Below are 22,252 nucleotides of genomic sequence, written 5' to 3' on the forward strand. Positions count from 1 at the left end.
CGTGGACAGGCATGGTGCCGATCGACGACACCGCGCTGGCCGTGACCGACACCGGTGGGCCCGGCCGGCCCGTGATCTACCTCAATGGCCAGTTCGCCAGTCAGGCGTACTGGCGGCAGGTCATCGCCGAACTCGGCAGCGACTACCGGCACATCACCTACGACATGCGGGCCCGCGGCCGATCGAGGCGTTCGGCCGCGGCCGCTTCGTTCGAGACGCACGTCCGTGATGTCGACGCCGTCCTTGCGGCCAGGGGCGTGGACCGGCCGCTTGTGGTCGGCTGGTCCTACGGCGCGGCGGTTGCGGTGCACTGGGCCGCCCGGAATCCGGACCGCGTCCTGGGGGTGGTGCCCGTGGACGGCGCCTACCCGCACGACTACCCCGACGCTCCCCCGGAACGGGTCCGGCAATTCTGGCGCCGGATGCGCTTGCTGCTGCCACTGCTCTCCAGGCTGGGCATGGCCGCGAAGATGTCCGCCGAGCAGCATGCCCAGAGCAACATCGAACTCATCGAGATCAGCGCCGCCCTCGGCCCGATCCTGGACGGTATGACCTGCCCGGTCCGATACGTGGTCGCCACGGGCGCCAACCTCGGAGGCGGCCATGATGAAATGGAAAGCGCGCGCGCCACCCTCACTCCGATGCTCGCCCGCAACCCCACCATCACGAGCACGAAAGTCGCCAGCAACCACAGCAAGATCGTACGCATGGACTTCCGCGCGATCGCGGACGCGGTTCGCGAACTCACCGGCGCCCCACGATCACGGCGCCGGCAGAGCAGATGACGGACGGCGTCACAATCGGCCAGGCGGCGGCATTCGCCGGCGTCACGGTGAAGGCCATCCGGCACTACCACCAGCACAGGTTGATCGACGAACCCGCGCGCGACAGCTCCGGCTATCGACGCTACGGATCGGCCGACCTGCTGCGGCTGGTCCAGATCCGGACACTGGTCGGCGCCGGCGTGCCGCTGGCCGAGATCGAGGCGATCCTCGACGCCGATCCCGACCGGTTCGCCGCCGCACTCGTCGACGCCGAACGGCGCCTCACCGACCGGATCGACGATCTGACCGCGCGGCGCGAGACGCTGCGCCGACTCGCCACCGGCGACCGTGCCCTGCTGCCCGAACGCGCTCTCGCCCTCCTGGATAGGGCCGCCGATCTCGGCTTGACCCCGGATGACGTGACGATGGCCCGGGAGGGCTTGGTGTTGATCAAAGCCCTGGTGCCGGAGGGTTTCAATGACTACCTCGGCCGGATCGAGCGCGCCCTCAACGATCCTCGGTACATGTCGTTGATCAAGCGCATGTGGCGTGCCGCCGAGTGGGAGCCGGACGACCCCCGCATCGACGAGCTCGCCACGGCCATCGCCGGCCACTTCATCGCCCATCCCGCGCTGCTGCCCATCCCGGCCGGACTCCAGGCCCGCACCGACAGTGCGATCCGCTACAGCCTGCTCACCCACCACGGACACGAGCAGAAGCCGGGCTGGACCCGGCTGACCGCGCTGATCGAAGCGCGCCTGCGCTCGGCCGGCATCGACATCGCGGACCAGACTCCCCTTCACTGAACTCTGAAATCGCACCCCCGGTTTCCACCGCGTAGGTCGGGCCCACTCCGGCCTTCTGAGCCAGGGGCACTCTGGCGGCCCACAGCGCAGCCGTCGGCTTTCGGATCCATACCAGCGGCCTCTTCCTGGTCAGCCGCCGGGTCATGAGTGTGTGCGCTTCGCCGTGCGTAGAGCGCACAGATACTCATGCTCGAGGGGCCGGTCCCGATCAGCCAGGGCCGCCCCCGCCCGGGCCGTGCTCGTCGCCGTCGAAGCGACCGCCCGCACCCGCCAGGCCCAGCCCGGCCGCACCCTGGCGGACATGGCGCCCAAGATCACCGAAGACTTCGACGCCGCTTGACGGGCTTGTCCCGAGGTTCTCGCCGGAGCCCCGTGCTGCGGCGTTTCATCGATTGTTGCCAGCCCAAAGGAGGGCACATGTCCAGTTTGAAACGGCGAGGGTTCCTCGCCGTGGTCGCACTCGCGATTCCGCTCGTAGTCGCCGCTGCTCCCGCCGCGTCCGCGACGGCGAAGCCGAAGATCAAAGTCTCCGGCGGGCTCACGCAGCCCGTTTTCTCCTACAAGGACGCCATCCGTGAGCACGTCCGGGTGCAGTCGACGGTCGACAGTGACGGCGACGGTAAGAAGGATCTGGTCCGGGTGGACATCATCCGGCCGAAGGAGTCCGGTCCCGGGCTCAAGGTTCCGGTGATCATGCACCAGAGCCCATACTTCGGTGAACCGGGTGTCGGCTTCGAGGTGGAAAAGAAGAAGTACGGCGCGGACGGGAACCTGACGAAGTTCCCGCTGTTCTACGACAATTACTTCGTGCCGCGCGGGTACGCGTTCGTGTCCGTCGACATGACCGGCACCCGATTGTCGGACGGCTGCCCGACGAGCGGCGGTCCATCCGACGTGCTGGGCGGCAAGGCGGTCGTCGACTGGCTCAACGGCCGCGCGGCCGCGTACGACGCCAAGGGCGCTGCGGTCAAGGCATCCTGGACCACCGGGCGTACCGGGATGATCGGCCACTCCTATGAGGGTGCCCTCGCCATGGCAGTCGCCGGCACCGGGGTGCGGGGGCTGGAGACGATCGTGCCGATCGCGGGGCCCAGCAGCTGGTACGACATGTGGCGCGCGAACGGCACCCTCACCGATATCAAGGACGGACAGGCCTGGATGGCCGCACGGATTGACGAGGATCCGGACGAAAAGTGCGCGGCGGTGCGCCAGCGCATGACCGAGGGCTCCGACGACGCCACCGGCAACGACAACGCCTACTGGCAGGAGCTCGACTACCGGACCGGCCCGATCTCGAAAGCGCGCAACGTGCGGGCCAGCGTCTTCTCGGTGATGGGAATGCAGGACCGGAACGTGATGGCCGACCAGTTCTCCACCTGGTGGGCCAGACTGCCCCGTACGGTGCAGCGCAAGGCGTGGGTGACGCAATACGGGCATCTCGACCCGTTCTGGGCTCGCCGCAATGTGTGGGTCGACACCCTGCACCAGTGGTTCGACCACGAACTCATGGGCGTCGCCAACGACATCACGCGCCGCCCGCGCGTCGACGTACAGCTCGGCCCGGACCGCTGGATCACTCAGGCCGACTGGCCCGAACCCGCGGCGCGGACGACGACCCTGCGGCCGCACCAGGACGGCTCCCTGGACCGCAAGCCCTCGACCGGAACCGCCAGCTACCTCGACACCGCCCAGACCGAGATCGCGATGGCCGACAACCCCGACACCGCCAACCCCAACCGGCTGGCCTTCCTGACCCCGCCGCTGAAGAAGGCGATGCGGCTGTCCGGGACGCCATCGGTGAGCCTGCGAGTCACCCTGAACGAGCCGACCGCCAACCTGGGTGTCGTACTCGTCGACTACGGCACCGACACCCGCATCGACTACCGCGAACGCAGCGCGACGTCCGCGGAAGGCCTGAAGTTCATCGGCGGTGAAGACTGCGTCGGCCAGAGCACGGACGATGACGACGGCTGCTACCTCAAGGCCGGCGACAACCTGGCGACTTCCGACTTCCACGTGGTCACCCGGGGAATTCTGGACGCGCAGAACCACGAATCGCTGAGCCACCAGGCGCCGCTGACGCCTGGCAAGGCCTACCAGATCACCTGGAAGACGCTGCCGCTGGACTACGAGTTCAAGGCCGGGCACCGGCTGGGCCTGATACTGACCGGAACCAACGACGACCTCAACCTCGACGAGAGCAGCAACGTCGAACCCGGCACCGGGGCCAAGGTCACCGTCGACCTGGCCGACACGTCGATCTCGCTGCCGCTGGTCAACGGCACCCCCAGCAAGTAACAGCAAAACACTCGCGATCTTCACCGCGGTGGTGCTCTCCGGCGCCACCGCGGTGTCACAGATCCCTTCTCCCCACGCCAGCTGCGCGCCTTGCCCGGCGCGTAGCCCACCCCCTGCCGTCGCCGGCACCCAATGCGACTCCGCCGTTGTCGGCGTGAAATACCGGATCAACTCATCCGCGCTGATCTCCGGGAACGAGCGCAGCTGGTCCAACTGCTCCTCGGAGAACATCTTCTCTGACAACGCACCACTCCACGTGCCGTACCGGACAAAACCGGAACGAACGTAGCGGCAGTGATCATCAACTCGCCACAGGACGTCAACTCCTACGTTTCCGCAGTTCAGGCGCTACTTCGTGTGCCGTCGGCCTCGGTCACCGCCCGCACGTCGTTGACGGTGAGGGCGGCCAGGGTGCTGACCCGGGCACCGAGGTCGTCGAGCAGCGCGATCGCGGCTGCCTCGGGCAAGACGCCCCTACTTTCGCAGGGCGAAGATCCCTGGCGGACCTGTCGATGCGCTAGCGCTGGCAGGGCCCGCGTGCTGCCCTCGGTGGAGACGCGGGGCGGACGGACGTCGGCGGCAGGGTTGTCTGGCACGACCTTGCGCCGCCGAGCGTAGGAGAAGAAGCTCGACAGGTTGTTCCGCATATTGGCGACGGTCCGCGGCTGCAGCGGCTTGCGAGCGTCTGGGACGCGGACCGACTATCTCACCGTCTAAGGCTCGGCGATCGGTTGGGGATCGAGGATCGCGCTCGCGCCGCGAAGGAGCTCAGCACGTAGGTCGTCCACCGGCACGTCTGTAAGTTGGCTGATGGGATCGGTGGCCGCCGCGAACGCCTGGGCCGCGCGTATGCGTCGGCGCCAGTCAGGATCGGGCCCGGCGAGCAACTCGATAGCCCGGTTGACGATGGTCACCATCCTCGACATGACATCGGTCGTCCCGTCGCTGTATACAGAGGCGTCGCGCAGGAGCAGGGCCATGGTCTCGCGGTGGGCCAGCATGACGTCTAGACAGCCGCCGAGCACGTGCTGCCTGATCTCCGCCTGCGTGGAGCGAGTCGCCGCGGCGTCGACCGTCGACTCGAGCTGGTCGATGGGGGGACCCACCAGGCTGGCCAAAATCTCACTCTTGCTGCGGAAATGGTGATACAGGGAGGGCTTGGTGATGCCTACCCGCTCTGCGATGTCGCGCATCGAGGCGGCCCGGTAGGTTTGCGTGGTGAACAGTTCCCGTGCTGTCTCAATGATGCGACTTCGGGTGTCGCCCTGCTCGGTACGCGGCAACTGCTGTCCTCTGTACTCGGTTCTCAGCTGATCACACCCTATCCAGTGCGTTCTGGATCGGTAGTCACGGGAGAGCGCTGTACACCAGTGCCGCCAGCTGCCTGGCGTTGGCATCCGCGCCTTCGATGTAGCCGGACATGGTTGGGCACGTACACGGGTGTGCCCAGGCTGAGCGTGCCGTCCTGGACCAGGAGCAGCACTGCGACGGCCAGCAGCTCTTTGGTGGCGTCGGTGACCGGGGCGATCGTGTTCTCGTTCCACGGCCTCCGTGTCTTGACATCGGCGGTGCCCGCCCAGATGTCCACGATGGGGACACCCTGGTGGTAGACGCACAGCGCCGCGCCACGGTCGTCGCCCTTGCCGACAACCCGCGAGAACGCCTCGGCAACGGCGGAGAACCGCGGTTTCAGCATGGTCAGAGCCTCCCTTCGTACAGCGCCTCGATCAGGCTGCGGACCCGGAAGTCGCCGCCTTCGAGCAGCTCGGAGCCGCAGTTGGGGACGTACGCGAAGGCCAGGTCACGTTGGGGGTCGGCGAAGGCGAACGAGCCGCTGGCGCCGCTGTGTCCGAACAACCCGGTGACCTGTTCCGGCGCGGGCCACATCGGACCCCCGGGCAGCGCGAACCCCAGCCCCCACGACGTTCGCACCCGCAGGATTTCATCGATGCCGTCGCCGTAGGACCGACGCACCTGGTCCACGAGCTGAGGGCTGAGGAGCCGCACGCCGTCCACCTCGCCGGCCAGCGCGGCGTAGTAGCGCGCCAGCGACGGGGCGGAGGCGACGCCATCCATGGACGGGCTCTCCACCTGGTAGGTCTTCGGGTCGTTGGTGGCGTCCCAATCGATGCTGACGCTGCCGAACATGGCACGGTACGTCAGCGTCGTCGGATCGTTCAGCGCTTCGACCATGTCGGCCAGCTCGGGCACCTCCATCCCCACATGATCTGTTCGGCGTCGGGGACCACCATGGTGGCCATCCGGGGCAGCTCGGCGTCGGGTACGCGGATGTAGCAGTCGAGGCCGCCGAGTGGCGCGGCGATGTGGCGGGCGAAGAACTCGCTGAGGCTTGTTCCGGACACCCGCCGGACGATCTCACCGGTCAGATGGCCGAACGTCACACCGTGGTAGCCGTGGGCGGTGCCGGGCGGCCATTCGGGCGCCGCGTCGGCCAGGGTGTCGGTGACCGGCGTCCATTCCCTAAGGTCCTCCCACGTAACCGGCCTGGCCTCCATCGACGGCAGCCCCGCGCGGTGGCTGAGTAGCACCCGCACGGTGATCTCACCCTTGCCGTTCTGGGCGAACTCCGGCCAGTAGCATGCCACCCGCGCGTCCAGATCCACCTGGCCACGCTCGATCAGCAGCAGTAATGCTCCCGCCGCGAAGGTTTTGGTGGTCGAGGCCAGGGCGGCGATCGTGTCGCGCTCCCACGGCCGATGGGTGTCGGGATCGGCGTAGCCACCCCACAGATCTACGACCGGCTCTCCGTTCTGGTAGATGGCCAGCCCGGCGCCCACGTCGGCGCCCAGGGCGAGATTGCGTCGAAAGACATCCCTTACCGTCTCGAAGCCGTTGGCGACGGTCCCGTTGACTTCGGTGGCATCCATGGCAGTCCTCTCATCTTGCCCTACCGACCGGTCGGTCGGCTGGTCGAGAAAGGAGGCTACCTACCGGTCGGTTGGTTCGCAACTTCTCGTCGCCACCTGCCGGTCGGTGCTGCCGTCCAGATGATCGTGGTCCCTCCCGGCAGGAACGAAGTGATCGACACCATCGGGGACGGTTGTCTGGGCAGTGGCTGCCGTGAGTGTCGGCTTCGTCGTGGTCCGTTTCCTCCTGGTGGAGCGACACCGGAGCTCTGCGACAGCCGTGGAGGCCCAGTAGGCGGGGCAAACATGCCCTCAGTGCTGGCCGCAGAGGTCTTCTTCGTCGCTGCCTCCGAGGAGAAAAGTGAAGCCTTCCAGATCGGCGCGAAGGGCGTCCAGGCCGTACGCGGGGTAGCCGAGGTAGGTAGGAGCGATGCGACAGCCTGGCAGGGCCTGCGGCGAGCCAGTCGGCGATGAACCGCAGGAGCTCGGCGAGTTCGATGGCGTCGACGGTATCGAGGCTGGTGGCGGGCGTGGTGGGCTGGTCGGGCCGCCCGGCGGCTGGAGCGCCGCAAGCCCGCCCGGTGCGGTGACCGCGCCATCCCGGCCGCCCGGCTGGACAAGCTGTTCACCGACCCCGCGCACGCCCTGCGGGAGAAGGTGCTGTGGAGGCTCCTGTACGACACGGCGGCCCGCGCCGAGGAGATCCTCAGCCTCAACGTCGAGGCCCTCGACCTGGAGTTCCGCTGCGCCCGGGTCATCTCCAAGGGTGGCGCCATCGACTACGTGCACTGGGCCACCGCCACCGCCCGGCTGCTGCCCCGCCCGCTGGCCGGCCGCACCGCTGGGCCGGTGTTCCTGGCCGACCGGCGCGCCCCCACGTCCGGCTCTCGCGCGCCCGCGCGCGGTGACATCTGCCCGATCACCGGGCGGGGGCGGCTGTCCTACCCGCGCGCCGAGTACCTGTTCAAGACCGCCTCCGCCGAACTGGATCCGCGCCACCAGGGATGGACCTTGCACCAGCTCCGGCACAGCGCGTTGCAGCATCTCGCGCAGGCCGGACGGACCGCCCCGGAGTTGCAGGCCAAAAGCCGCCACCAGCACCTGGCCGGCCTCGGCCGCTACGTTCGCCTGGGCGAGGAGACCTCCGCGCGCGTCACCGCCGAAGCCGACCCCGCCCAGCGCCGCCGTCCCCGCTGAATTTCCAGGGTCGTCGCTCATGATCAGCACCGTAAGCGAATCGAGACCTAAGCCGCTTAGCTCGGGATAACCGCGAGGTCAGAAGCAACTTCGTTGAAAATTTCTTCATTGCTACTGGGACCCCTTAGGAGGGAGGCGCACCCGGCGAGGGCTTGGACGGTGGACAGGTCGACGCCGGCGATCAGCAGCTCGCTGATGAAAGTACGGCGGAAGTCGCGCGCTGTGAGCCGAGCGGTTTTGGCCCGCTCGCTGCGCTCGGTGATCACGTGGCTGACAGTCTGGCCGGTGTGGTGATCGATGCGGCCGCCGACGCGGCGGCGAATCCGTTGGGAGCGCGGGGTGAATGGGGCGACCAGGCCGCCGGTATCGCGGCCACGCTCGGCCAGCCAGGCCTCCACCCGGGCGGCTGCGCTACGGGTGACGAGAACGAGCCGTTCCTTGTCGCTCTTGCCGCGCACGCGCAGCGAGCGCCGGGCTGGATCGTAGTCGTCAAGGGCGAGCCGGGCCAACTCGGCCTGGCGCAGGCCGGTGGAGTAGAGAACATCGATCATCGCAGCGTCGCGCAAGGCGATGAGACGCATCTCGGCGTACCAGGCCTCGTCCGGAGCGGGTGCGTCGAGGTCGGCGTCGCAGGCGTCAAGGAGAGCGTCGACCCCTGCCCGGGTGCCACCGGAATACGGCGGAAACGGGCCGCGCTCTTGATCGCCGGTCGTTAAACTCCTGACTTCACGCTGGTTGGTGATGGTTTCGGGGGGTTTGGGTGGCGTCGATCGATCGGACGGCGTACCCGAGGTTTGCACGGGCGGTGTCGGCGCGGGAGTTGGCGGAGGTGTTCACTCCGTCGGCAGCCGAGGTGGAGTGGGCGCGCGGCAAGACGCAGGATGATCAGCATCTGCTGGCGTTGCTGGTGTGGTTGAACGCCTATCAGCGGTTGGGATATTTCCCGAAGCTCAGAGACGTCCCCGCGGTGGTCTTCGAGCACATCCGAGAGATGATCGGCCGGCCGGAGGGGGTGGTGCTGGAGGATGCCGCGGAGCGGTCGGCCAAGCGGCATCGGTCGTTCGTGCGCCAGCGGATGGGTGTCACCTATGACGCGGCCCGGGTCCGGGAGGTGGCCGATGAGGCGATCCGCAAGGCGGCCCAGGCCAAGGACAACCCCGCTGACTTGATCAATGTGGCGCTGGAGGAGCTGGTTCGCGCCGAGTGTGAGTTGCCCGGCTACACGACGCTGGATGAGATGACCAAGAAGATCCGCACCGAGGTGAACCGCGGATTCTTCACGCTGGTGTCCAGCCGGGTCGACGCCGGAGCCCAGGTGAGGCTGGCCCGGCTGCTGCTGGTCGACCCCATCACCCGGCGCAGCGCGTACGACGGTTTGAAGGACGTGGCGCAGGCGGCGTCGCTCAACAAGTTCAAGGGTCGTCTGGCGTTCCTGCGGGAACTGGACGCTCTCGGGCCGACCGAGGCGTGGCTGGAGGGGATCCCGCCGGGGAAGATCGCGCATTTCGCGGGAGAGGCGAGGGTCACCGATGTCGCGGACCTGCGGAAGGTGCTGGATGAGGACAAGCGCCTCACATTGATCGTGAGCCTGCTGCACACGGTGCGGACCGGGGTGCGGGACGACGTGGTCACCATGTTCTGCAAGCGGATCGCGACGATCCACAAGAAGGGCCGCGACCAGCTGGAAGCCCTGCGGGAGGCGCACCGGGCCGAGTCCGAACGCCTGCTGGGCGTGTTCGGCGATGTTCTGGACGGCGTCCGCGAGGCGGTCACACCCGCCGAACTCGATGCGGTCGGCCCGCTGCCGGACGGCGCGAGCACCGATCCCGCCGCGAGCGCGGGCTCCGGATCCGGGGATGTTGCCGAGCGAGCTGGCCGCCTGGTGCTGAAGGCTTTGGAGGAGGCCGGCGGCCTGGACGCTTTGGCGGCCGCGCACGAGGCGGTGTCGGCCTATCACGGCAACAACTACCTGCCGCTGCTCGATCAGCTCTACCGATCCCACCGCTCGGCGCTGTTCACCCTGGTCGAGTCGATCGACCTGGAGTCGACCAACGCCGAGCGCAGCGTGCTGGACGCGGTGGAGTGCCTGCAAGCCCAGCGCAACGCCCGGGCCGTGTTCGTTCCCGATCGGATCAGCGTGCAGCGCGCGGGTCCGGACGGCACTGCGGTCGCGGTGGAGCTGGTGGTGGACGTGGACGCGTTCGCCTCGGCGATGTGGCGGAAGATCCTCAAGGATCCGGTCCGGCCGGGCCTGCTGGTCCGCCGCCATCTGGAGGTGTGCGTGTTCTCCTACCTGGCTTCAGAGCTGAAGTCGGGCGACATTGCGGTGGCTGGGTCGGACTCCTATGCCAACCTGCACGACCAGCTCATGTCCTGGGCGGAGTGCGAACCGCTCGTCGAAGAGTTCTGCGCCGAAGCCGGTCTGCCGACCGATCCGCGCGAGCTGACCCGCCACTACCGGCAGCTGCTGGCCGACACCGCCGCCGGGGTCGACGCCGACTACCCGGCCAACACCGACCTGACACTTGAGGGCGGACGGCCGGTGCTCAAACGCCGCAAGGGTGCCGAGCGGAGCAAGGAGGCGCTCAAGCTGGAGGAGGCCGTACACGAGCGGCTCCCGCAACGGGACCTGCTCGACATCCTCACCCGCACTGCCTACCAGACCGGCTGGACCCGGCACCTCGGCCCGGCCTCGGGCTCTGACCCGAAGATCAAGGAAGCGCTGGGCCGGTACGTGCTGATGGTGTTCACCTACGGGACGCTGCTCGGCCCGGCCCAGGTTGCCGCGCATATGCGCGGCAAGGTCAGCGCCGCGGAGATCGCCATGACCGCGAACAAGCACTCCACCAGCGACAAGATCTCAAAGCCTCCACCGACGTCATCAACGAGTTCAACAAGCTCGACATCGCCTCGGTGTGGGGCGACGGCAAGACCGTGGCCGCCGACGGCTCCCAGATTGAGACGTGGGAGAACAACCTGCTTGCGGAGAGTCACATTCGGTATGGAGGATATGGAGGTCTGGCCTACAGGCACATCTCCAACACTTATGTGGCGCTTTTTTCCCATTTCATCCCGTGTGGGGTGTGGGAGGCGGTCTACATCATCGAAGGGCTGTTGAAGAACGCCTCGGAGATCCAGCCCGACACCATCCATGCGGATACTCAAGGCCAGTCGCTGCCGGTCTTCGGGCTCGCCGCGCTCATGGGGTTCGACCTACTGCCCCGTATCCGCAACTGGCACGACCTGATCTTCTACCGGCCCACCCCAGGCACCCGGTACCAGCACATCGATTCGCTGTTCGGCGACGAGGTGATCGATTGGGCTCTCATCGAGACCCACTGGACGGACCTGCTCCGCACCGCGATCTCGATCCGGGAGAACCGGCTGTCCTCGGTGACCCTGCTGCGCCGCCTGGGCAACCACTCTCGCAAGAACCCGCTCTACCGGGCCTTCCGCGAGCTCGGCCGCGCGGTCAGGACGATCACGCTCTTGCGGTATTTGTCGGATCCAGACCTTCGCGAGCAGATCACCCAGGTCACCAATCGCAACGAGTCCTTCCACAACTTCGCCGACTGGCTGATGTTCGGCGGCAAGCTCATCGGCCACAACGATCCCGACTACCAAGAGAAGATCATCAAGTTCAACGAGTTGCTGGCCAACTGCGTCATTTACTCGACCGCTCAGGACATCACGGACGCGGCCAACGCCATCGCCGCCGATGGCCACCCCGTCGACCTCGATGACCTGGCCGCCATCTCGCCCTACATCACCCACGTCATCCGCCGGTTCGGCAACTGGATCCTCAACCTGACCCCGCCGGCCGCCAACCCCACCACCCGACTCGACCTCGAGTCCCAAGTCCTCTTCGCCCCACAACCGGCGGCTCGCTCGCCGCTGCGGGTGTTCTTCGGCACCGAAGGGCTGCGGATGACCCAGCAGGCCTACGCCAAGCGACTCAAGACGTGGGCCGACTGGGAGGAGCTGTCAGCGGCGGCTCACTGACTGCTTGGCCTCCTGAGTGTTCGGCCCGGACGCCCCTCGGTGTCCGGGCTGCGGTCAGCCACAGGCCGGTGAATACGGCGCAGGCCAGTGTCACGGCACCCGCCGCGAGGAAGGCGCTGTTGAGGCCGGATTCGAAGGAGGCGCCGCCGGACTCCCGCGTGTGGACGATCGCCCCGAGCACCGCCACGCCGAGCACCGCGCCGATCTGCCGGGTGGTGCTGCTGACGCCCGAGGCGAGGCCGCCCTCCTGCGGGCTGACCGCCTGGATTGCGGCCCCGGTCAGCGGCGACATGGTGAGAGCGAACCCGATGCCGACGACCGCCAGCCGCCACCACACGTTCCCGTAGCCGGTATCGGCGTGGACGAAGCCCAGCGCCAGCAGCCCCAGCCCGGCCAGCGCCAGGCCGATGCTGACGACGACGCGGAAGCCGTACCTGGCCGCGAACCGGCCGGCGTACGGGCTGACGATCACCATGGCCAGCGAGATGGGCAGGGTCTGCAGCCCGGCGACCAGGATCGAAGTGCCCTGGACGTAGACGAAGAACTGGGAGAAGAAGAACGACGACCCCATCAGCGCGAACCCGACCACGACCATCGCCGTGTTGGACACCGTGAACAGCCGCTGACGAAACAGCCGCAGCGGCAGCATCGGCGTCGACACACGACCCTCGACCACGACGAACGCGGCCAGGAGCACCAGTCCGGCGGCGAAGCTGCCCAGGATCACCGGCGAGGTCCAGCCTCGGGAACCGCCCTCGATCAGGCCGTAGGTCACAGCGCCCACGCCCGCGGCGGACAGCACCGTGCCGGGGACGTCGATCGGCGGCGCGCTCGGGTTGCGGGACTCCCCCAGCACGCGCAGCCCGGCCAGCAGCAGGACCGCCCCGATGGGCACGTTGACCAGGAAGATGGCGGGCCAGCCGAAGGACTCCACCAGGATCCCGCCCGCCAGCGGTCCGGCGGCCAGGCCGATGCCGCTGAACCCGGCCCACAACCCGATCGCTCTGACGCGCTCTCTCGGGGCAGGATACGCGGCGGCGAGCAGCGCTAGTGAGGCGGGGCTCAGCGCCGCGGCCCCGACGCCCTGCAGCACCCGTCCGGCGATCAGCCAGCCGATCGAGGGCGCGAGCGAACACACCACCGACGCGGCCGTGAACACCACCACCCCGGCCAGGAACACCCGCCTGCGGCCGAACCGGTCGGCGAAGACGCCGCCCGACAGCAGCAGCATGGCCACCAGCAGCACGTAGGCGTCGACGATCCACTGCAGGCCGGTCAGCCCGGTGTGAAGCCGCTGCTGCATGTCGGGCAGGGCGGCGCCGACGATCGTGTTGTCGAGCAGCACCATGAACTGACCTGCGCAGGTCAGGGTGAGCAACGCTTTCACGTATATCCCTCCTAAAAGCAGTAAATGACTGCGTTAACATAGAGCCTCATACGCTCTAACGCAAGTCTCAACTGCGTTAAGGTGGGGGCATGGATGAGCAGGGGCGGGCTAGGCGGCCCGGCGGGCGCAGCGCCCGGGTCCGCGCGGCAGTGCACCAGGCCGTTACCGAGCTGGTCAGGGAGCGCGGCTACGGAAACTTCACAGTCGGCGACATCGCGGCCCGCGCGGGCGTGGCCGACACCAGCCTCTACCGCCGGTGGGGCAACCTCCAAGCCCTGCTCAGCGATGTGCTGCTGACCCGGCTCAACGCGCAGTCGCCGATGCCTGACACCGGCAGCCTGGCCGGCGACCTGCGGACCCACGCCGCCAACGTGGCCCGCGAGGTCACCGGACCCGACGGCCTGGCGCTGGTGCGGCTGACCCTCGCGCTGTCAGGCGAGGGTCAGCAGGGCCTTCAGGCGCGCGACGAGCTCCTAGCCGACCGCACCAGGCAATTGCAGGCCATGCTCGACCGCGCCCGCGGCCGCGGCGAGGACCCGCCTGACGTACTGGAGGTGCTGGACCATCTCCTGGCGCCGATCTACATGCGCGTCCTGTTCGGCGCGGGCCCGCTCACCCCTGACTACCTCGACGGGTTGGTCGACCGGTTGCTCGCCTGATCCAGTCCGTCGCGCTGTGGAACAGCCGCTACCTGTCGACCGCCGTCGGCGAGCTACGCCCCCATCACTACTTGTGGCTGGGGGTCAGTTTCGAGAATAGGATGCCCAGTTGGTTGCGGGATAACGTTCGTTATCTGGCTAGATAGCGATCACGGACGTAGCGCGAGCTGGGCCACCGCCGCCCGGCACGGACGCTTCGTTTCCCGGTTATCTGGCAACTCGGCGGATGGTGGAGGCGTACCGCATGGATCCGGTCATCGCCGAGCAGCTCGGCCGTGCCCACCCGCTCGCCCGCCATCTCGACGACTTCCTCACCGACCTGGCCAACGCCGGCACCTCACCGCACACCCGGCGGGCCTACCGCGGCGACCTGATCGCTTTTGCCGCCCACCACGGCGAGGAGATCGGCGAGCTGACCGCGACGCCGATCCGCGCCTACCTGGCCGGGCTCGCCGAGCTGTCGCCGGCCAGCCGCAAGCGTAAGCGCGCCGCGATCGCCTCCTTCACCAGATGGGCGGTTCGCCACGACCTCCTGGGTGCCAACCCGATGGATCGAATCGACACCGTCAAGGTCCCGAAGGCCCTGCCACGCCCGGCCGCGGCCGCCGACGTGGCCAAGGTCCTCGCAGTGATCTGCTCGCGGCGGCCGCGCAAGGACGTGCCGTTGGACCGGTTGCGCGATCGGGTGCTGTTCGAGACCGCCTACGTGTGCGGCGCCCGCGCCTCGGAGGTCTGCGGGCTGTACGTCGAAGACCTGGACCTGCGCCTTGACGACGAACACGTCCGCATCCACAGCAAGGGCGGCAGTGTGCGCACCGTGCTGCTGGACGATCGCGGCTACGTCACCCTGCTCAAGCTCTACCTGGCCCGCGCCGGCTACACCGCCGGGCCGCTGTTTCGCGCCTCCATCAACGGCCGCGGTGGTCCGCTGTCCTACGACGCCGCCCACCACCGCTGGCAGAGCTACTGCGCCGCCGCACGTGTCGAGATCGACATTCACCAGCTGCGCCACGCCCACGCCACCGAGCTCATCAACGCCGGCGTCTCCATCGAGGCCGTGCGCCGTCGTCTCGGCCACGCTTCTGCCGAGACCACCCAGCTGTACGCGCTGCTGGACGACAAGGTCACCGACGCCGAGATCCGCGCAGCCCGACGACGCCGAACCGCCGGGCGATGAACCGACGGATCACCAATACCCACGACCAAGATCATTCTCAGCGATAACCGCTGTCCGCAGGTTCCCCAGCCCCGTGGAAGTCGCCGACGGCGAGTCGGTCACTGAGGCCGCCCGCACGCTCGAGATCGGTCGCTCCACTGCGTACGAAGCGCTGGCTCAACGCTGACCTGCGGTTATGTCGTCCCGCGGCCCGTTTCCGCCGTATTCCGGTGGCACCCGCTGCCGGGGTGAGCTGCTCCTCGGCCGGGAGACGGACCCCCTCGAACGGTCGGACGCCCACAGCGCGGTCGCATTCCTCGGCCGTGACCCGGCCCAGCTGCCACGCGATCTTGATCACCTGGCGCAGCGCGGTCATGTGCTTGTTGCGGTAGGTAGGTGACCACGGACGGTGCTCACCGGTCCTGGAATCGAAAACGACCTGCTCCTCCAGGCGGGCGCGGACATAGACAGTGTGCTCGGCCCGCAGCACGCGTTGCTCAGCGCCACCGAGATCTTCCGTGGCGCCAGCGACGGCGAACATGGCCCGGTACTCGACGGCTCCAGAACGAGGTTGAGCCCGGTGCGCCGGTCAAACAGATGGACGCCGGATGAGGTCTGGCCGAACCTTGAGCGGAAGCACCGAAATATCCTGCCAGAACCGACCTTGAGATGACCATGGCGCACGGCTGCCGTCCGCGTTATGCGAGGCCGGCTGGCGGTGCGTCGCCCGGCTTGGAGCCGTCTGGGGTGGGACTTCGACCGGATGACGGACGTGCCGATTCGATGACATCGGCGGTAGCGGCGGGATCACCTGTACCGGGGCCGGCGTGTTCGGGCAGGCGTGAGCTCTCCTGCTCGTGCAGCAGGGCCTGCGCCACCGCAGCGGCGGTGACGGCCTCCTCGCGCTGCCGCTGAGCGGTCTTCAGCGCGCTGGCGAGGCTGGCAAGTTCGTCACGCAGTCGATCGGCCTCTCCGGCGGCGTCGGTCCGGGCTTGGGCGGCGGCCTCGCGGGCCTGCTCGGCCACGGCGGCCGCAGTGACGGCTTGCTCGCGCCGCTGCTGTTCGGTGGCCAGCGCCTGGCGCAGCCGGTCGGCCTCCTCGGCGTGCACCCCGGCCATGCCGCGTGCTTGGTCGCGTTCCTGCTCGGCTTTCCGGGCCCGGGCTTCCTGTTCCTTCAGTTGGCGACGGAGGTTGGCGAGTTCGTGCTGCTGTTCACCGTTCTGCTGTTCCAGTTCGGTGATGCGCGCGGTCGCGGTGGCGTGCAGGTCGGTGAGTTCGGTGGTCCGCCGGTGGGCGGCGTCCCGGTCGTGCTCGGCCTGACGCTGCCGGTCGGCGGCTGCGGTGGCGAGCCGCTCGGCTTGGGTGCGGGCGTTCTGGTGCTCGCCGACCTGTCGCCAGGCGTCTTGCTCGCGCTCTTCGGCACGGTCGCGGGTGGTCTCGGCCTGGGCGCGGGCCTGGTCTGCGGCGGCGATCCGGGTGGTGGCGGTGTTGGCCGCGGTCGTGGCGCGTTGCTCGGCCGCCGCGGCGGCGGCGCGGGCTTCCTCGGCGGCCTGCTCGGCGGCCTCCACCTGGGCCAGCGCGCCGCTGTTCAGCTCAGCGAGTTGCGCGCTTAGCGCCTCCTGGGCAGCCTGCCACTGCTCGCCAGCCGCCAGCAGCGGGGCGAGCAAATCCTGAGTGCGCAGCAGCGCGTTCGCTACGGGGGCGGCCTGCGCGGTGGTGCGCGCCCGGTAAGCGGCCGCCCGGCAGGCGTCGCTGCAGTACCGGGCCCGGCTGCTGCGCCCGGGCAGGGCCTTGGCACAGCCCGGGCCGGCACACCGCAGCTGCTCGGTGATTCCGTTTGTCCCGCTATCGGCCTGGTCGTCACGTTCGGCCGGTACGTCCGCCGGCACAGTTTTCTGATCGTTTGCCACAAGCAGCAGGCTAGCGTTCGCAGCGTTCGATCGCAGCATTTACGGGCGTTCGCAAACGCTAATATTCGAGTGGCTGACCCATGATAACCTTCCTTATCGCGGGTCAGAAACGCGGCACCGGACCGGTGCCACAGCGGGCGGGAGACGGGGCGTGCACGACGAGCGGGAGGCGCTGCCGGCCCCGGTGGCGGGGGAGCGGCCGCCGATTTACCCGCTTGCAGAGAATACGGCGCACGACGGCGGGCATACCGCCGCCGACTACACGCTCAGCGCCCGCACCCGGGAGCGGATCGCCGACGGCGTGCCGGCCAACACCCGCCGCGCCTACACCCGGCAATGGGCCGCCTTCACCGCCTGGTGCGCCGAGCATGGCCGGATCGCGCTGCCCGCCACCGCGCACACGCTGGCCGAATACACCTCGGCGCTGTGCGAGGGCGGCCAGGCCCCGGCCAGCATCGAGCAGGCCATCGCCGCCGTGCGCACCATGCACCGGCTGGCCGGCCACCCCGCACAGCCCGCCACCGAATCCGCCCGCCTGGCGCTGCGCGCCTACAAACGCCAGCGCGCCGAGGCCGGCGGTCGCGGCCAGCGCGAGGCCCCGCCCGTCACCATCGACGCGCTGCGCGCCATGGTCAGCGCCTGCGACCTGACGACGCTGATCGGGCGGCGCGACCGGCTGCTGCTGGTGCTCGGCCTGGCATTGATGGGCCGGCGCAGCGAACTCGTCGCCCTGCAGCGGGAGGACGTGCGCGAGGTCGCCGACGGCATCGAGGTCACCATCCGCACCTCCAAGACCGACAAGGACTCGGCCGGCGAGACCATCGCCATCCCGCGCGGCAGCCATCCACTGACCGACCCGGTCGCCGCCTGGCGCGACTGGCTGCACGTGCTGGACCAGGCCGGACACGCCTCCGGGCGGCTGCTGCGCCGCATCGACCGGCACGGCACGATCGGGCCCTCGCTCGGCGCCGACGCCGTCAACACCATCGTCCGCGACCTCGCCGTCCGCGCCCGCGTGCCCTCGGCCGACACCTTCACCGCGCACAGCCTGCGTGCCGGCGGCGCCACCGTGGCCTACGCCGCCGGCGTCCCGGTCGCGGTCATCGCCAAGCACGGCCGCTGGGCGCCCGCCTCACCGGTGGTCTTGCGGTACATCAGGGCCGTGGACCGCTGGCGCGACAACGCCATGCGCAACGTGGGGCTCTGACCAGCAAAACGCACAGAACAGCAGACGCGCAGGACCGAGTCAGGCTCATCCACCGCCCCCATCGACACCACCGGTATCGTGCACCTGGCCTGACCTGGGCAACTGTCAACGGCCAAGTGCGTGTCGCCGCTGGTGGACAGGTAGAAGTCCCCATCTCTTCGAAGTTGACTACTTCTTGGTCAGGCGTGCTGGTGTCCTGGTTCGTGCCTGTTTCATGCGGAAGGACTCGCCCTCGGTGACCACGACGATGCTGTGGTGCAGCAGCCGGTCCAGCAGGCTGACGGCGGTGGTGTGTTCGGGCAGGAAGCGTCCCCACTGGTCGAAGGGCCAGTGTGAGCCGATGCCGAGCGCGCGGCGTTCGTAGGCGGCGGCCACGAACCGGAACAGCAGCTGGGCGCCGGTGTCATCGAGTGGGGCGAAGCCGACCTCGTCGATGACGATCAGGTCGGCGCGTAGCAGGTTCTCGATCACCCGGCCGACGGAGTTGTCGGCCAGTCCGCGATAGAGCGTTTCGACCAGTTCGGCGGCGGTGAAGTAGCGGACCTTGTATCCGGCCTGGATGGCGGCGACGCCGAGTGCGATGAGGCTGTGGGACTTGCCGGTGCCGGCCGGGCCGACCGCGCAGTAGTTCTCCGCCGCGCGGATCCATTCCAGCGAGGCGAGGTAGTCGAACGTTGCTTTCGGGATGGAGGAGGCCGCGACGTCGAACTCCTCGATGGTCTTGAGCACGGGGAAGGCGGCGGCCTTCATCCGGGCGCGGGCGTTGGAGGCATCACGCGCGGCCAGTTCGGCATCGATGAGCGTGCGCAGGAACTCCTCAGGGTTCCAGCGCTGGGTGCGGGCGGTGAGGAGCAGTTCGGGCGCCAGGCGGCGGATCGTGGACAGCTTCAGGCGGCGCAGCCCGCCGTCCAGGTCGGCGGCCAGTGGCGCGGGCGTGGGGGCGGTCATGACACCTGTCCGATCTTGTCCAGGGTGTACTCGGTCAGCGACCGGGTCGGGACCGGCGGCAGCTCCAGCACCAGCGCCTGGCCGGCGGGCGCCGGTTGCGGGGTGCCTGCGCCGGCGGCCAGGATCGAGCGGACGTCCTCGGCTCGCCAGCGGCGGAAGGTCACCGCCCGTTCCAGCGCCGCGATCAGCTTCTGCTCGCCGTGTGCGGCCTTGGCCGGGCGCAGAAAACAATCTTCGTTGCCCGCCATCTCCGGCTTCGCGAGTTGCAGCGGGAGATTCAGGAAGGGCTCAACGTGGTGGAGTCCTCCAACGGAGCGAACTTGGTGATCTTCTACGGCAAGGGCGGCGACATCGCCACCAACCGGCGCGAGGAGCTGGAGATGAGCGTGTTGTGCCTGCGCGTCCTGCAGGCCGCGCCCGTGTACATCGACACCCTGATGCTCCAGGACGTGCTCGCCGACCCCGAATGGGCCGAACTGCTCAAGCCCGCCGATCGGCGCGGACTGACCCCGCTGTTCTGGCAGCACGTCCAGCCCTACGGCGAGGTGTGGCTGGACGTGGCCAAGCGTCTACCACTGGGCGGCGGCGAGCGCGCCGCCCAGCGCGAACCGGAGTAGCCCAGATCTTGCGGTTCTTCCCCTGCGGGTCGGGCCGGGCGCGATAACGACAGTGGCGCTCTTGGCCGCTACCCGGGCAGGAGCGCCGTGCCGATGTCTGAGCAGCGCGCAGATCCCGAGGAGGCGCAGTATCGGCCTCTTCAGCACGAACGTCATGACCAGCGCCGCTGTCGTGATGACCAGCGCAACCGGGTGACCGTGCCGAGTTCGGGGACCTGCACGGCGAACGACCGCCCACGCCAGGTTGGCGATGACGCCCGCCACGGAGACGGTGATGCCGGTGGGCGCGGCGCTGACGGCGGTATTGTGCCGCAGCGTCTCCACGTAGGAGGCGCCGAGGAACGCGACGAACTGCCTTGACGCGCCGGGACGCTGTGAGCCTGTGCATCAAGCTGTCCTGAGCCACACGCGCACCGCAGGTACTTCACACGGGCGGGCCCGCCTTGACGCGCCGCACCAGTCGTTCCATCGACCCCCGGTAGTTGTGGAGGTGCTCCAGCCACCACGTGGCGCCCGCGTCGGCGTAGGCCCGGACCGACGAGCCGGGCTCGCTCACTCCGATGACCGCCACGTCGAGGCCGCCCGGGTCTGCCCGGTGCCGACGCAGCTCACTGACCTGGGCGGCCAGGGAGTCGGGTGAAAGCGTCATGCGGCCCTCCTGGTCGTCGCCGGCGACGATCCAGCCGTCCCAGCGGGCGGCACGCCGAAGGGCACCCGAAGCCGTGCCGCCGACCCACACTGGGACCCGGGGCCGCTGGAGGGGCAGCGGCGCGAGTCGCACCCCGTCGACGGTGTAATGAGCGCCCCGATGGTGCACCTCCTCGCCGGACCAGAGGGAGATCATCACGTCGAGTGCCTCGTCGAGCATGACCCCGCCGGGACGTGTTGAGCCGAAGGCGGTGAACTCCTGCCTCACGCCGCCCAGCCCGGCGCCCAGGATCGCGCGGCCGCCGCTCAGCCTGTCGAGCGTCGCCACGGTCTGGGCCAGCCGTTCCGGGCGGTGCCGGGCCACGGCCGTCACCGCCGTGCCCAGCCTGATGTGCGAGGTCGCTTGCGCCGCGGCGGCCAGCATCACCCACGGGTCGGCCGATGGCGTGCCCCAGGTGAAGGCCAGGTGGTCCCACACCAGCACGGCGTCCCACCCGGCGGCCTCGGCCTCCCCGGCGAGGGTGACGAGGTGTGCCGGCTCCGCGAGGTCACCGAGGATCGCGACGTCGATGCCATAACGCATGTCCCCACCCAAGCACCCGGCACCGACAGTTCTGGGGTGCCGCGATCGCGCAGCGCGGCGCCGACGAGCGGGTGAGCGCCGCCCGAGAGGAAGCCGTAGAGCAGATCCGGCAGACCCGCGAGCAGGCCGACGCTGCTGTCGCCGAGGCCAACCTCGCCGCGCGGGAGGCATGGAGTCAGGCAGCCGCTGTACAACACCAGGCAGAGCGAGAACTCACGAGAAGGTGGGGCCGCTTTCGCGCCTGGAATCAGGGGCCCGGCCACGGCTGATATCGAGCAGAGAATCTCGTACCGGCAGGTCCGGCCAGTCCTGAACGTGGACCGCCGATGTCGGCCGGGATAGGTTCGGCAGTGTGCTCAGACGAATCAAATACGACGACCGTCAGCACCTGGTGTACGCCCGCGGTCGAGCGCTGCCTCCCGACGTCATCGCCGCCTGGATGGCCGAATTCGCCCGGCACTCGCCGTCCCGGCGGCCGCTGACGGTCCTGGACCTGGGCAGCGGTACCGGCCGGTTCTCCCCAGCCCTCGCCGACACTTTTGGCGGCCCGGTGTACGGCGTCGAGCCCTCCGCACGGATGCGCCAGGTGGCCGCGGACCTCACCGCCCACCCGTCGGTCAGCTATCTCCAGGGCACTGCCGAGAAGATCCCCTGCCCGGCAACGGGTGCGACCTGGCCCTGCTCTACCTGCTGATCCACCATATCCAGGATCTACCGGCGGCGGCCGCGGAGATCGCCCGCGTGCTGGCCCAGAGGGCCGGTTGCTCATCCGCAACACCTTTGCCGACCGGATGCCCGACCCGCTGTGGCACCGCTGGTTTCTCCGCGCGCGGACCATCAAGGAAGAGCTCTTTCCCAGCCTCGCCGAAGTGGCGCAGGCCTTCGCCACGGCCGGCATGCACCCGGTTGCCCTCACCTCGGTCCGGCACCGTCTCGCAGACCGCCCCGCCGACTACGCCGCGCGACTGCGGCTGCGCGCCAGCTCGATCTTCGACCAGCTGACTGAGCAGGAAATCACCGAGGGATTCGCCGCGCTGGACGCCGACCTCGCCACACATCCCGACACCGGCCCCATCGAGGAAGACCGCGACCTGCTCATCCTGGCCGGCTGACGGTTGGGTTCGCGCTGCTGGTCAGGCAGTCCCCGCCGACCAGAGCGGTGACCCTGACGTCCTCGATGAACGGCTCACGCCCAAAAGTCCT

The 22,252-nt window shown here is 68.9% G+C and carries 19 protein-coding genes and 4 pseudogenes; 11 read left to right on the forward strand and 12 right to left on the reverse strand.

Annotated elements, in window-relative coordinates; translation table 11 throughout:
- Window positions 1-11 precede the first annotated feature (11 nt).
- From AB0C28_RS29915 to AB0C28_RS29925, 3 genes are all read left to right on the forward strand, one after another.
- The gene (locus tag AB0C28_RS29915; RefSeq protein WP_358079154.1) at window positions 12-785 is read left to right on the forward strand and encodes an alpha/beta fold hydrolase; all 774 of its coding nucleotides are present in this window, start codon (window positions 12-14) and stop codon (window positions 783-785) included.
- Window positions 782-1,570 carry a MerR family transcriptional regulator gene (locus tag AB0C28_RS29920; protein ID WP_358079157.1) on the forward strand — a complete coding sequence of 263 codons (789 nt, stop codon included), beginning with the start codon at window positions 782-784 and terminating at the stop codon, window positions 1,568-1,570. Before AB0C28_RS29915 ends, AB0C28_RS29920 begins: the two co-directional genes overlap by 4 nt.
- 417 nt (window positions 1,571-1,987) lie before the next feature.
- On the forward strand, window positions 1,988-3,868 hold the full coding sequence (locus tag AB0C28_RS29925) for a CocE/NonD family hydrolase (protein WP_358079160.1): 1,881 nt from the start codon (window positions 1,988-1,990) through the stop codon (window positions 3,866-3,868).
- Between the two features lie 341 nt (window positions 3,869-4,209).
- Here AB0C28_RS29925 and AB0C28_RS29930 read toward each other — a convergent pair whose 3' ends face one another.
- The 4 genes and pseudogenes from AB0C28_RS29930 to AB0C28_RS29945 all read right to left on the reverse strand — a co-directional run bounded on the left by AB0C28_RS29930 (window position 4,210) and on the right by AB0C28_RS29945 (window position 6,756).
- The gene (locus AB0C28_RS29930) at window positions 4,210-4,335 is read right to left on the reverse strand and encodes a hypothetical protein (RefSeq protein WP_358079163.1); all 126 of its coding nucleotides are present in this window, start codon (window positions 4,333-4,335) and stop codon (window positions 4,210-4,212) included.
- A gap of 246 nt (window positions 4,336-4,581) precedes the next feature.
- Entirely contained in the window at window positions 4,582-5,151 is a 570-nt protein-coding gene (locus tag AB0C28_RS29935) for a helix-turn-helix domain-containing protein (protein WP_357856946.1), read from the reverse strand.
- A 38-nt stretch (window positions 5,152-5,189) separates the two neighbouring features.
- Window positions 5,190-5,564: a serine hydrolase gene (locus tag AB0C28_RS29940; protein WP_358079166.1), complete on the reverse strand. Its 375-nt coding sequence runs from the start codon at window positions 5,562-5,564 to the stop codon at window positions 5,190-5,192.
- 2 nt (window positions 5,565-5,566) lie between these two features.
- Window positions 5,567-6,756 (reverse strand): annotated as a pseudogene (locus AB0C28_RS29945) (serine hydrolase domain-containing protein).
- 624 nt (window positions 6,757-7,380) lie between these two features.
- On the opposite strand from AB0C28_RS29945, the gene AB0C28_RS29950 reads away from it, so the two are divergent.
- Window positions 7,381-7,932, forward strand: coding sequence for a site-specific integrase (locus AB0C28_RS29950; RefSeq protein WP_358079562.1), 552 nt, complete (start codon window positions 7,381-7,383; stop codon window positions 7,930-7,932).
- Window positions 7,933-7,988: 56 nt separating this feature from the next.
- On the opposite strand, the gene AB0C28_RS29955 is transcribed toward AB0C28_RS29950, so the two are convergent.
- Window positions 7,989-8,732, reverse strand: a complete 744-nt coding sequence (locus AB0C28_RS29955; RefSeq protein ID WP_358079169.1) for a tyrosine-type recombinase/integrase — start codon at window positions 8,730-8,732, stop codon at window positions 7,989-7,991.
- Between the two features lie 29 nt (window positions 8,733-8,761).
- Here AB0C28_RS29955 and AB0C28_RS29960 point away from each other — a divergent pair.
- Window positions 8,762-11,934, forward strand: a pseudogene (locus tag AB0C28_RS29960) (Tn3 family transposase).
- Here AB0C28_RS29960 and AB0C28_RS29965 read toward each other — a convergent pair.
- Window positions 11,888-13,321 carry an MFS transporter gene (locus tag AB0C28_RS29965; protein WP_358079173.1) on the reverse strand — a complete coding sequence of 478 codons (1,434 nt, stop codon included), beginning with the start codon at window positions 13,319-13,321 and terminating at the stop codon, window positions 11,888-11,890. The pseudogene AB0C28_RS29960 and the gene AB0C28_RS29965 sit on opposite strands and share 47 nt — an antisense overlap.
- An 89-nt stretch (window positions 13,322-13,410) precedes the next feature.
- Between AB0C28_RS29965 and AB0C28_RS29970 the strand changes: the two genes are divergently transcribed.
- Together AB0C28_RS29970 and AB0C28_RS29975 are read left to right on the forward strand one after the other, a co-directional pair.
- Window positions 13,411-13,980, forward strand: a complete 570-nt coding sequence (locus tag AB0C28_RS29970) for a TetR/AcrR family transcriptional regulator (RefSeq protein ID WP_355378183.1) — start codon at window positions 13,411-13,413, stop codon at window positions 13,978-13,980.
- A 244-nt stretch (window positions 13,981-14,224) separates the two neighbouring features.
- Window positions 14,225-15,157, forward strand: a complete 933-nt coding sequence (locus tag AB0C28_RS29975) for a tyrosine-type recombinase/integrase (protein ID WP_358079178.1) — start codon at window positions 14,225-14,227, stop codon at window positions 15,155-15,157.
- 37 nt (window positions 15,158-15,194) lie between these two features.
- Here AB0C28_RS29975 and AB0C28_RS29980 read toward each other — a convergent pair whose 3' ends face one another.
- Both AB0C28_RS29980 and AB0C28_RS29985 read right to left on the reverse strand, forming a co-directional pair.
- A complete protein-coding gene (locus AB0C28_RS29980; RefSeq protein WP_357857037.1) occupies window positions 15,195-15,677 on the reverse strand; it encodes a hypothetical protein in 483 nt (160 codons plus the stop codon).
- Between the two features lie 157 nt (window positions 15,678-15,834).
- The gene (locus AB0C28_RS29985; protein WP_358079181.1) at window positions 15,835-17,046 is read right to left on the reverse strand and encodes a hypothetical protein; all 1,212 of its coding nucleotides are present in this window, start codon (window positions 17,044-17,046) and stop codon (window positions 15,835-15,837) included.
- Window positions 17,047-17,197: 151 nt separating this feature from the next.
- Between AB0C28_RS29985 and AB0C28_RS29990 the strand changes: the two genes are divergently transcribed.
- A complete protein-coding gene (locus AB0C28_RS29990) occupies window positions 17,198-18,253 on the forward strand; it encodes a tyrosine-type recombinase/integrase (RefSeq protein WP_358079183.1) in 1,056 nt (351 codons plus the stop codon).
- 168 nt (window positions 18,254-18,421) lie between these two features.
- On the opposite strand, the gene istB is transcribed toward AB0C28_RS29990, so the two are convergent.
- A complete protein-coding gene (gene istB / locus AB0C28_RS29995; protein WP_358079186.1) occupies window positions 18,422-19,201 on the reverse strand; it encodes an IS21-like element helper ATPase IstB in 780 nt (259 codons plus the stop codon).
- Window positions 19,198-19,410, reverse strand: a pseudogene (locus AB0C28_RS30000) (IS21 family transposase); the annotation flags it as partial. The gene istB and the pseudogene AB0C28_RS30000, both read right to left, overlap by 4 nt.
- Between AB0C28_RS30000 and AB0C28_RS30005 the strand changes: the two are divergent.
- Window positions 19,402-19,818: a Tn3 family transposase gene (locus AB0C28_RS30005; RefSeq protein WP_358079189.1), complete on the forward strand. Its 417-nt coding sequence runs from the start codon at window positions 19,402-19,404 to the stop codon at window positions 19,816-19,818. The pseudogene AB0C28_RS30000 and the gene AB0C28_RS30005 sit on opposite strands and share 9 nt — an antisense overlap.
- Here the strand turns inward: AB0C28_RS30005 and AB0C28_RS30010 are convergent.
- A pseudogene (locus tag AB0C28_RS30010) lies at window positions 19,771-20,154 on the reverse strand (hypothetical protein); the annotation flags it as partial. The gene AB0C28_RS30005 and the pseudogene AB0C28_RS30010 sit on opposite strands and share 48 nt — an antisense overlap.
- Window positions 20,155-20,242: 88 nt before the next feature.
- Window positions 20,243-21,049: an LLM class flavin-dependent oxidoreductase gene (locus AB0C28_RS30015; RefSeq protein ID WP_358079192.1), complete on the reverse strand. Its 807-nt coding sequence runs from the start codon at window positions 21,047-21,049 to the stop codon at window positions 20,243-20,245.
- A gap of 352 nt (window positions 21,050-21,401) precedes the next feature.
- On the opposite strand from AB0C28_RS30015, the gene AB0C28_RS30020 reads away from it, so the two are divergent.
- Together AB0C28_RS30020 and AB0C28_RS30025 are read left to right on the forward strand one after the other, a co-directional pair.
- Complete coding sequence (locus AB0C28_RS30020; RefSeq protein ID WP_358079195.1) at window positions 21,402-21,743, forward strand: methyltransferase domain-containing protein; 342 nt, start codon at window positions 21,402-21,404, stop codon at window positions 21,741-21,743.
- A 67-nt stretch (window positions 21,744-21,810) separates the two neighbouring features.
- Complete coding sequence (locus tag AB0C28_RS30025; protein ID WP_357857058.1) at window positions 21,811-22,161, forward strand: hypothetical protein; 351 nt, start codon at window positions 21,811-21,813, stop codon at window positions 22,159-22,161.
- The last annotated feature ends 91 nt before the right edge of the window (window positions 22,162-22,252 follow it).

Source organism: Nonomuraea sp. NPDC048892 (assembly GCF_040649735.1).
Lineage (GTDB): Bacteria > Actinomycetota > Actinomycetes > Streptosporangiales > Streptosporangiaceae > Nonomuraea > Nonomuraea maheshkhaliensis.